Origin of the sequence: Nonomuraea sp. JJY05 (assembly GCF_043496855.1) — a bacterium.
Classification (GTDB): Bacteria; Actinomycetota; Actinomycetes; order Streptosporangiales; family Streptosporangiaceae; genus Nonomuraea.
The window spans coordinates 215,258-225,210 of sequence record NZ_JBIEIS010000004.1 but is presented as its reverse complement, the minus strand read 5'-3'; the positions used below and the strand labels follow the sequence as shown (position 1 = coordinate 225,210).

Sequence of the window (9,953 nt, the reverse complement as noted above, 5' to 3'; positions counted from 1 at the left end):
CCCCCCCCCCCCACCCCCCCCCCCCCCCCGCGCCCGTCAGCCGTCGCTGAGGAGCTTGTGGAGGTAGCGCAGCTGCTCCTCCGTCTGGAAGCCGCCGCCGCCCTCGTGACCGTTCCAGGGCCACACGGAGATCTCCTTCGGGCCCTGCCAGTGGTTGTACCCGGCGAACACCGTGGACGGCGGGCAGATGTCGTCCATCAGCGCCACCGAGTAGAGCGCGGGCACCTGGCCGCGGGCGGCGAAGTTGAGCCCGTCGAAGTACGACAGCGTGCGGAAGACCTGGTCGGCGGTGTCCCTGCGGGTGGACAGGAAACGCACCAGCTCCTGGTACGGGTCCCTCCCCGTGATCTCGACCGCCCGCCGGAAGTGGGTCAGGAACGGCACGTCGATGAGCGCCGCCTTGACCCCCGGGTGCAGCGCGGCCGTGGCCTGGGCGATGCCGCCGCCCTGGCTACCGCCCGAGACGACGACCCGGCTCGCGTCCACGGCCGGGTGCTCGATGGCCGCGTCCACGGCCCTGACGGCGTCGGTGAAGACGCGCCGGTAGTAGTAGTCGTCCGGGTCGAGGATGCCGCGGGTCATCATGCCCGGCGCCTGCGGCGAGGCGCTGCCGTGCGGGTCCCCGGTCGTGCCGGGGCTGCCGGCGTTGACGCCGCCGTGGCCACGCGTCTCCATCACGAACACCGCGTACCCGGCCGAGGGCCAGAACAGGTGGTCCTTGGGGAACCCGCGACCGCCGCTGTAGCCGATGTAGTGCATCACGCACGGCACCGGGCCCTCCACGCCGCGCGGCACCAGGAACCACCCGTTGATCCGGTGCCCGCCCCAGCCCGCGAAGGACACGTCGAACACGTCGACGGTGGCGAGGGGCAGGTCGTACGGTACGTAATCGGCGCTCAGGTCGAACCCCCTGGCCTCGGCCAAGGTGCGTGACCAGAACGCGTCGAAGTCGGCGGGCTCGTCGCGTTCGGGGAGGTAGCCGCGGAGTTGCTCAAGCGGCAGGTCGAACAGTGGCACGGAATCTCCAGCCTTGTAGAGGGACGCTGATATTCCACCTCATTCGGCCGGAAAGCGCTATCCCACCTCCGGGCCGGAATCCATCCTCCTGACCGAAACCCGTGGCGTGCACTAACGTCCCCTTGTGGCTTCTTTCGCCAGACTGGCCGGACGGGCAGTGGCGGGCGCCGGGGTGCTGGCCCTGTCGCCGGTCCTCGGGCTGGCCACGCTGGCCGGGATGGCGATGGTGGGCGCGCAGGCGACCACGTTCACGGTGACGGGGCTGGCGGTCTTCGCGTCGGTGTTCTTCCTGGGGCTGCTGCTGTGCGTGCCCAGGCCGAGGGCGGCGTGGGGGCGCTGGTTGCGGGCGCTGGTGATCCTCGGGGTGGAGGCGGCCGTCGTGTGGCCGGTCGCAGTCGCCACGCTGCGCCCGCCGCAGCCCGCCGCTCCCCCGGCGCCGGTGGCCGGGCAGCGCGAGTGGCGGCTGCCGACAGGCTCGGAGCTGGCCTACGTACGGTTCGCGCCGAAGCGGGTCACGCGCCCCGACCCCGTGGTCTTCCTGCACGGCGGGCCCGGCGTGGCCGACCTGGCGGCGTCCTCGGCCTTCTTCAGGAAGCTGACGGCGGACGGCTACCAGGTGTACGTCTACGACCAGCTCGGGGCCGGCCGCTCGGCCCGGCTGAGCGACCCCCGCGAGTACGGCCTGACGCGCGACGTGGAGGACCTGGAGGCCATCAGGCAGACCGTGGGCGCCGACCGGCTGAACCTGATCGCCCACGACTACGGCGCCCAGCTCGCCACCGCGTATCTGGCCGCCCACCCCGACCGGGTGGCGAAGGCCGTCCTGGCCTCCCCCACCGGGCTGCCTCCGCAGCGGAAGGCGGACGGCGAGGTCGAGCTGGCCGCGGTGTTCGGGCGGGACGGCTCGCCGGACCCGCGCCTGCTCGCCGTCTCCACGCTGCTGCGGGTGGACCCGCGGGCGGCGCACGACTTCGCGGGCGACCGGGAGCTGGACGCCTACCTCGGCCTCGTCCGGCAGGAGGCGCCGCACCCGTGCCCGGCCGCCGCCGCGACCGGATCCGGGGGGTACGTCGGCCTGACCGGGCGGACGGCGCCCAGCTCGCTGCCGCTCAGCCTGTCCGAGGCGAAGGCCCCGGTGCTGATCGTCAAGAGCCGGTGTGACGAACAGGGCTGGACGTCGGCCATGGACTACCGGCGGGCGCTGCCGTCGGCCACCCTCGCCTACCTCGACGACGAGACCGGCAAAGACGACACCTACGAGAGCGGGGCGTACCTCGGGCTCCTGCGGGCGTTCCTGTCCGGCCGCCCGGTGCAGGCGTACGAGGGCGAACGCCCGCCGCCCGGCTACCTCGGCCCGAGCTGACCCCGCCGCGCCAGGCGTGGCGGGGTCAGCACAGGGTCAGCGAGAGGCCGGGCGCCGCCCGGAGTCGCAGCCGCCGGCCTTGGTGCCCGCGACCTTCCACTCCGCCCCCGGGAACGGGCTCATGAAGTGGGTCAGCAGGTCCACCGCGTAGTCCGGCACCTGGCCTCCCGGATCCAGCAGCGACACCATCTGGGGCCCGTCGGCGCCGCGCAGCGTGATGGAGCTGGACCCGTCCCCGGCCGCGAAGCCGGGCTTGGCGTCCACCGTCACGCACGCCAGGCTGATCCCCGCCGCCTTGATCTCCTGCTTGGCCCCGATCCGCCGCATCCGCTGGTCGTAGCGGCGCAGCGCGAGCGAGTCGGTGGGGGTCAGCCGCACCGAGTCGTGGAAGACGTCGTTGCCGACCTCCCTGCTCAGCCGCACGTCCAGGGAGACCTCGGGCCGCAGGTCCACCCCCTTGGCGGCCAGCTTGAGCTGACCGTAGTCGCCCTCGAAGCCGGGCGCGACGTACCCGAGGGCCGGGGGCGCCTTCAGGCCGAACGGGACCTTGCCGGGCCGGATGCGCAGCCAGGACACCCGCTGCGCGTCCAGCGACAGGTCCTTGACCGCGCTCGCCTGCAGCCCGAACTTCCCGCCGACGCTGTAGGTGAGGAAGCCCGTCGTGTACGGGACGTCCTTGCTCACGGAGATCTGCTGCGGCGCGACCGCGTCCATCCGCAGCCCCGCGTGCATCGACAGGCGGCCCGTGGGGACGGGGCGGGAGACGAGGTCGAGCGACTGGTCGGGGTTCATGCGGATCGTGGTGTCGGCGGCCAGGTCCTTGACCGCGAACGACACGTCCCCGAGCCTGCCCTGCGGGTCAACCAGGCCGCCCTCCACGCCGAGGTAGCCGTCTAGGGTGCTGACGTTCGACTTGTAGGTGAGCGCCGGCACGCTCAGCCCGGCGGCCGAGGCGTCGGCGTCCACCCCGAACACGGCCGGCACGTCCGCGAAGCGCAGCTCGCCGGTGCCCTTCCCGGCCAGGGTGACCTTGGCGTCCAGGCGCTTGACGGCCGCGGAGTTGTTCACCCGGATGCGGGTCTGGGCGCCGTACGTGCCCTGGACCGACACCGAGGCCGGCACGGGGTCGATCGACACGTGCCCGCGCAGGTCACCGGCCTCGGCCTGCACGTCGAGCGCGCCGAGCGTGGCGGCGGGCTCGATGCGGTACGCGGCCTGCACGGCGTTGCCCTGCGACACGCCGAACGGCCCCAGCGACATGCTGGTGATCTGGGAGGGCAGCCCGGTCAGGGTGGCCCTGGCCTTGACGGGCACGGGCGACAGGACGCTGCTGGCGAGATAGACGCCGAGGCTCTTGCGCCGCGGGCTGAACCCCGAGAACGCGAACGTCCTGCCCGCCACGTCCACGCTCACCTGGTCCGGCAGCCCGCTCACGTCCAGGTATCCCTGCAGGCCGAAGCAGCCGCGATCCGGCGTGCAGAACGGCCCCTGGGAGCAGCCCGCGGATCCGGCCGCGCAGCCGCCGTCCACCAGGGACACGCCGCCGGGCACCGCGGGCGCGGCCCGCATGCGGTCGAGCGCCCCGACCTTGCCGAGCCAGGCGCGGGCGCGCACGTCCAGGCGCGAGCCGGCGTAGGTGAGCTTGCCCCCGTCGGAGGTGACGGACAGGCGGCCGGGCACGGGCCCGAGCGTGCCGAGCAGGCCGAAGCGGGCGTCACCCTGCGTGACGTCGGCGTCGACGGCCAGCGTCTGCCGGGCCGAGCTGAAGTCCGCGCTGAACCCCTGCCCCGCTGTGCCTTTCGAGGGGCTGAACCCGACCTGCTTGAGCCCCTTGACCAGCACGCTGGCGTCCAGGTCGCCGGTGGCCTGGCTGTAGTGCGCCGACAGGTGCGGCCCGGTGGGGGACTTGGCGCCGTCGTGGTTGGTGAACGCCAGCTCCGCCGACCCGACCGGCCCGGACAGGCCGCGGAAGCGGTACGACGCCGGGTCCCACGAGGCGTCGAAGCGGGCCGGCACGCCGCTCACCTCGGCGGCGGCCCTGGCGTACCGGTCTCCGAGTTTGGCCCTGGCCAGGCCCGAGACCTTGGTCACCGGCGCGTCGGCGGTCCAGGTGAGGGTCCTGGCGCCCGTGTCGGCGACCAGCTCGACGCTCTTGCGCACGCCCTCGACGGTCGCCTCCAGGTCCTCCCCGGACGGCGAGGTCACGTGCGCTTTATTGGCATAAATCTTGATCTGGTCAATCTTGGCGGACGTGGCGACCTTGACGGTCGAGCGCTCGCCCAGCTCCCACGACGCCTTGACGTCGTCGCGCACGCCCATGACGGCGCCGTCGATGGTGGGGCCCGTTCTCAGGTTCGTGTAGGCGGCGCGGATGGTGCGGATCACGCCGCTGGCCTGGTACTCGGCCTTCCGGCCCGCGGGGTCGAGGGTGACGTCCACGGTGGAGGGCGTGTTCGAGATCTCCAGGCGGGCCACGTGGGTGCCGTCGATGCTGGCCGCGCCCACGAACGAGCGCCCGCTGGAGCCCACCTCCAGGTGGGCGTGCGGCACGGCCCCGTACGTGACGTCGAAGCCGGACAGCCCCGACAGCAGGCCCGACACCCCCACCGCGTCACCGTTCTTGATCATGGTGACGTGGCCGCCGCGCGGGCTGGAGATGGCGCCCTCGTTGCGCTGGAGCACCACGGCGAACCGGCCGATGGGCGAGCTGGTCGTGTGCGTGACGCGGTGCTCGGCCAGGTCGTTGTCCAGGCGCACCTTGGCCGGCAGGTCGCTCAGCTCGCTCTTCAGCACGGTCTTGCCCGCGGCCCGGTCGAAGAAGAGCAGGGAGGCCGCCCCTGCCCGGCCCTTGGCGGACTCGACGGTCAGGGTCTGCTTGCCGTCCGCGGCCGCGTACTTGGCGGTCAGGGTCGGCGGCACCTTCCTGACCTGGGCGCTCAGCACCCTGGCCAGCTTGCCGTCACGGTAGGTGAAGCTGTGCAGCCGGGCGCGGGCGATCGAGGACGGGCTGGTGAAACGGACCTCGCCGTCCGACAGCCGCACCGCGGCGCGGGCGGGCATGCGGTCGAGCACGGCCTGGGTGAACTGGCGGCCGTTCACCGCCAGCGCCTCCAGCTTGGCGGGCGCGGAGGCGTGGACGTCCAGGGAGGGCGAGTCGAGCGCGGCGGTCACGCTGAGCTTCTCGGTGGCGGGCGTCTGGCGCAGGCTCACCACGCTGCGGCCGGTCAGCCCCGCGACCAGGGCCGCGGACCTCCCCGGATCGGTACGCTTCACGCTGGCCTTGACCTGCTTGCCCGTCAGGTCGACGCCGAACGTCCCCCAGTCGAAGGCCGACAGCGACGCGCCGTGCCGCAGGCCGTCGAACCCGACCGAGACCTTGCCGTCGTACTCGGCCCAGACCAGCGCCTTGACGCTCTCCTGCGACAGCCGCTTGACCGCGAACCCCAGCCCGGCCGACCCCTCCGCGGGGTTGGCCGTGGGCACGAGGTCGGCGGCCAGGTCGGGCTTGCCGTCGCCGGTGACGTCGGCGACGGCGGGCGTGGCGACCGGCTGCGAGATCGAGCAGGAGACCGGCACGGCCTCGCTCTGGACGCAGAGCCGGTACGTCAGCCCCGGCACGGCCTTGCCCAGCCCGTCGAACGCCTTGAGGATCGGCGCCAGCGGCTTGATCAGCGTCAGCGGCTCGGCGTCCGCAGTGTCGGGCAGCACGCTGCGGACGTCGGGCGCCTGCCTGCCGAAGCCCTGTTCCTCCTGGACGGAGGCGGCCTCGGCGGTGACCTCGTCGACGAGCCGCGGCCCGGCCGGCGTGGTCACCTCGGGCTCGTCGGGCCCCACCCGCCCGGTGCCCGCGGGCCTGACGGCGAGCGAGGGCCGGGTGGGAACGCTGACCGCGGCGGCCGGCGGCTCCTGCACGGCGGGCACGGGCTGGACCCTCACCTGGGTGTGGGCCTGCGTCTCGGCTTGGGCATTCGATGGCAGTGCCACCAGGACTGTGGCGCTTGCGATGGACGTCGAAGCGAGCACGCGCAGAAGGGCGTGCGGCATGAAACGTTCTCCCCCGGACCGGTCTAATTCATCCCATCAGAAACATAGGTCACGATGCGACCACATCTCCTCACAGCTAGTCAAACCCGGCCGGACATGGGACCCCAATTTTCAGGGTCACCGCTCGTGGACGGACGAATCACCGTCAACCGGTTGAGTCTCCATCTAGGGGAGGCGGGAAGGTGGAGACATGGCGCTCTACTCCATCGGTGACCTGGCCCGGCGCACCGGGCTGACGGTCAAGACCATCCGGTTCTACTCCGATCGGGGGATCGTGCCGCCCGCCGACCGCAGCCCCACCGGTTACCGCCTTTACGACCTCGACGCCCTCGCACGCCTGGAGCTCGTACGGACGCTGCGCGACCTGGGAGTGGACCTGCCCACGATCCGGCAGGTCGTGGAGCGCGAGATCTCGCTCCCCGAGGTCGCCGCGGCGCACGCCGAAGCCCTGGCCGTGCAGATCCGGACGCTCCGGCTGCGGCGCGCGGTGCTCACGGCGGTGGCCAGGCGCGGCTCCAGCCCCGAGGAAATGGATCTCATGCACAAACTGGCAAGACTCTCCGAAGACGAACGCCGCCGCCTCATGGACGGCTTCCTGGAGGCCGCCTTCGACGGCCTGGACACCGTTCCGGGATTCGCGGGGATCACGAGCTCGATGACGCCCGAGCTGCCCGACGACCCCTCGCCCGAGCAGGTGGAGGCGTGGGTGGAGCTGGCCGAGCTCGCGCAGGACCCGGACTTCCGGACCGCCGTCCGGCGCATGGCCGCCCGGCACGCGGCCGAACGAGGCGAGGCCGGGCAGGCGGACGCGCCCCCGCGCCCCGACCCCGCCGCGCTGGCCCGCTACCACGCCCGCCCGGCCCTCGCGGCGGGCCTCGCCCCCGCCGCCCCCGAGGCGGACTCCGTGGTGGCGGCGGTCGTGGCCGCGTACGCGCGCGACCGCGGCCTCCCGGACAGCCCCGCTCTCCGGCGGCGGCTGCTGGACCGGCTGGAGGAGGCGAACGACCCGCGCAGGGACCACTACCTCGAACTGCTGGCGGTGATCAACGGCTGGCCGGCCCCGGAGCCGCTGAGCCCCGCCCTCGACTGGTTCACCGAGGCCCTGCGCGCCCGCCTGGACTGACGCTCCCGGCGGGTCCAGGACGGTTTCACCGTGGCCCCGTCCGCCGACCGGCAGCCGTCGACCTGGCCGGGCAGGCCTAAGATCGCCCCCGGCTGGGACGCCGGTCAGACCTCGGCGGGCTGGACCACCGCGTCGGGGCCCGGGAAGACGAGTTGCTCGTGCCCGTCCTCGAATCGCACCAGGAACGGCGGCGCGCCGTTCTCGCCCCGGGTCTCGATGATCTCGCCCTTCCTGTCTCCGTGGCCGACGACGTTGCCGTGGACGATCAGGTGGTCACCGACGTTCGCGCGCATGATGAGTTCCTCTCAGCTGGTCTTGGGCAACTTTGAGGTTCCTTCCCACATTGCACCCCTGGGGCCGTCCCGCAAAGGGCATGCCTTTCTCATGTCGCGTCTCATGGAGATCTGTCTGCAAGCCCGCGCTCGACGCCTCCGCCATTCCGCTCCGCAGTAGCGTCGGTGCGGGAGGAGATCTTCGTGAAGGTGATCGTCTTTGATGCGATGGGCGTCCTGTACCGGTACGGGGACGTCCAGGGCCGGGTGCTCATCCCGTACCTGCGGGCCGAGGGCTGCGCGGCGCCGGAGGAGGAGATCCGCGCGGCGTACCGCTCGGTGACGCTCGGGCGCATGACCACGGACGAGTTCTGGCCGGCGCTCGGCCTGACCCCGGTGTCGGGACCATGCCGGAGCTGGTCGCCGCCGTCCGCTCCCGCTAGGGCAGGAGGCCGTCCAGGGCGGCCAGGTCGTCGGGGGTGAGCTCGACGGCGGCCGCGTCCAGGTTCTCCTCCAGGTGGGCGAGCGAGCCGGTGCCCGGCGTGGGCAGGATGACGGGCGAGTGGTGCAGCAGCCACGCCAGCGCCACCTGACCGGCGCTCGCCCCGTGCCGCCGCGCCACCTCCGGCAGGCCGGCGCGGGCCAGCGAGCCGTTCCCGAGGGGGAACCACGGCAGGAACGCCAGCCCGCGCTCCTCGCACGCCCGCAGCACCGGCGCGGACTCGCGGTCCAGCAGGTTGAAACGGTTCTGCACCGAGGCGATCTCCGTGATCTCCAGCGCCCGCTCCAGCTCCTCCACGGTGACCGTGTCGAGGCCGATGTGCCGGATCTTGCCCTCCTGCCGCAGCTCGGCGAGCGCGCCGAGCTGGTCGGCCAGCGGCACGTCCGGGTCGATCCGGTGGAGCTGGTAGAGGTCGACGGTGTCGGTCCTGAGCCGGCGCAGGCTCGCCTCGCACATGGCGCGCAGCCGCTCGGGCCGCCCGGAGACGTGCCAGACGTTGGGGCCCGTACGGACGACGCCGCCCTTGGTCGCCACCACCAGACCGTCCGGGTACGGGTGCAGCGCCCGCGCCACCAGCTCTTCGGCGAGGTCGGGCCCGTAGTTGTCGGCCGTGTCGACGAGCGTCACCCCGCGTTCGACGGCGCGGCGCAGGATGGCGACGGCCTGGTCGGGATCGAGGCGCGGCCCCCAGTAGCCGGGCCCGGTGAGCATGCCGGTGCCGTACCCGAGCCGGTTGACCCGCAGCTCGCCGGCGAGGTCGAAAGTCTGGCTGATCACTGTTCCCTCTCAGTAGCTGTGGCTCGCCGTGACGTCGGCGGAGGCCGACACCGCCCGCTCGGCCGCGTCCCCGCGCAGCGCGAGCAGGATCATGGACAGCGTGTCGACGATGGTGAGGTGGGCCAGGCGGCTGGCGACCGCCTCCATCCCGAGGACGAGGTCCTGCCCGCCGCCGACGAGCACCCACGTGCTCTCCTCGGCCAGCGGCGAGCTGGCGTAGCTGGTGATCGCCACGACCCGCGCCCCGGCGGCGCGGGCGCGGCGGGCGGTGTCGACGGTGGAGCGGGTGGCCCCGCTGTGGCTGATCGCCAGGCAGACCGACGGCTCCGGCAGCAGCTCGGCGGCCAGGTGCGCGGTGAGCGGGTCGGGCGGCAGGTCCACCGGCAGGCCGAGGGCCCGCAGCCGGTAGGCGGCGTCGGTGGCGACCGCTCCCGACAGGCCGGTGGCGGCGAGCAGCACCCGGGCGGCCCCGCCGATCGCCTCGGCGGCGGCGCTCAGGTCGTCGCGCGACAGCGTGGCCCCCAGCCCGCCGAGCGCCTCCTGCGCCGCCCGCACGGTCGCGGCCAGCGGATCGCGGTCGTCCTCGGGCTCGGGACCCCGCGGCGCCTCGCGGGCGGAGGCGATCTTCAGCTCCTGGTAGCCGCCGAACCCGAGCCGCCGGCACGCCCGTACGACAGTGGAGGCGGACGTGCCGGCCAGCCGCGCCACGTCGCTCACGCTCAGGTGGACGAGCCCGGCACCCTGGTCGAGCACCACCTGCGCGACCCGCGCCTCGGCGTCGTGCAGCCCGGAGAGCCTGGCCCGCACGGTCGCCGCGAGGGAATTGCGTTCCATGGCGGCACTGTAGCAGAGAAC

Annotated in this window: 8 protein-coding genes; 3 read left to right on the top strand and 5 right to left on the bottom strand. The window is 73.3% G+C overall.

What is annotated here, in order from left to right:
* Positions 1-36 precede the first annotated feature (36 nt).
* Positions 37-1,017, bottom strand: a complete 981-nt coding sequence (locus tag ACFKCF_RS07095; RefSeq protein ID WP_394491864.1) for an acetylxylan esterase — start codon at positions 1,015-1,017, stop codon at positions 37-39.
* A gap of 124 nt (positions 1,018-1,141) precedes the next feature.
* On the opposite strand from ACFKCF_RS07095, the gene ACFKCF_RS07090 reads away from it, so the two are divergent.
* On the top strand, positions 1,142-2,380 hold the full coding sequence (locus ACFKCF_RS07090; RefSeq protein WP_394491862.1) for an alpha/beta hydrolase: 1,239 nt from the start codon (positions 1,142-1,144) through the stop codon (positions 2,378-2,380).
* Positions 2,381-2,416: 36 nt separating this feature from the next.
* On the opposite strand, the gene ACFKCF_RS07085 is transcribed toward ACFKCF_RS07090, so the two are convergent.
* Positions 2,417-6,424: a hypothetical protein gene (locus ACFKCF_RS07085; protein WP_394491860.1), complete on the bottom strand. Its 4,008-nt coding sequence runs from the start codon at positions 6,422-6,424 to the stop codon at positions 2,417-2,419.
* Between the two features lie 190 nt (positions 6,425-6,614).
* Here ACFKCF_RS07085 and ACFKCF_RS07080 point away from each other — a divergent pair, with 190 nt between their 5' ends.
* Positions 6,615-7,547, top strand: coding sequence for a MerR family transcriptional regulator (locus tag ACFKCF_RS07080; RefSeq protein WP_394491858.1), 933 nt, complete (start codon positions 6,615-6,617; stop codon positions 7,545-7,547).
* A gap of 104 nt (positions 7,548-7,651) precedes the next feature.
* Here the strand turns inward: ACFKCF_RS07080 and ACFKCF_RS07075 are convergent, their stop codons facing one another.
* The gene (locus ACFKCF_RS07075; RefSeq protein ID WP_394491856.1) at positions 7,652-7,840 is read right to left on the bottom strand and encodes a DUF1918 domain-containing protein; all 189 of its coding nucleotides are present in this window, start codon (positions 7,838-7,840) and stop codon (positions 7,652-7,654) included.
* Positions 7,841-8,023: 183 nt separating this feature from the next.
* Here ACFKCF_RS07075 and ACFKCF_RS07070 point away from each other — a divergent pair, with 183 nt between their 5' ends.
* The gene (locus ACFKCF_RS07070) at positions 8,024-8,302 is read left to right on the top strand and encodes a hypothetical protein (RefSeq protein WP_394491854.1); all 279 of its coding nucleotides are present in this window, start codon (positions 8,024-8,026) and stop codon (positions 8,300-8,302) included.
* On the opposite strand, the gene ACFKCF_RS07065 is transcribed toward ACFKCF_RS07070, so the two are convergent.
* Together ACFKCF_RS07065 and ACFKCF_RS07060 are read right to left on the bottom strand one after the other, a co-directional pair.
* A complete protein-coding gene (locus ACFKCF_RS07065) occupies positions 8,259-9,032 on the bottom strand; it encodes an aldo/keto reductase (RefSeq protein ID WP_394492166.1) in 774 nt (257 codons plus the stop codon). The genes ACFKCF_RS07070 and ACFKCF_RS07065 overlap by 44 nt on opposite strands.
* 75 nt (positions 9,033-9,107) lie before the next feature.
* Complete coding sequence (locus ACFKCF_RS07060) at positions 9,108-9,932, bottom strand: MurR/RpiR family transcriptional regulator (protein ID WP_394491852.1); 825 nt, start codon at positions 9,930-9,932, stop codon at positions 9,108-9,110.
* Between the last annotated feature and the right edge of the window lie 21 nt (positions 9,933-9,953).

Coding starts and splice junctions, on each gene's coding strand:
- ACFKCF_RS07085 (WP_394491860.1), bottom strand. CDS start 6,424: ATGCCGCACGCCCTTCTGCGCGTGCTCGCTTCGACGTCCATCGCAAGC.
- ACFKCF_RS07075 (WP_394491856.1), bottom strand. CDS start 7,840: ATGCGCGCGAACGTCGGTGACCACCTGATCGTCCACGGCAACGTCGTC.
- ACFKCF_RS07065 (WP_394492166.1), bottom strand. CDS start 9,032: ATGCTCACCGGGCCCGGCTACTGGGGGCCGCGCCTCGATCCCGACCAG.
- ACFKCF_RS07060 (WP_394491852.1), bottom strand. CDS start 9,932: ATGGAACGCAATTCCCTCGCGGCGACCGTGCGGGCCAGGCTCTCCGGG.
- ACFKCF_RS07080 (WP_394491858.1), top strand. CDS start 6,615: ATGGCGCTCTACTCCATCGGTGACCTGGCCCGGCGCACCGGGCTGACG.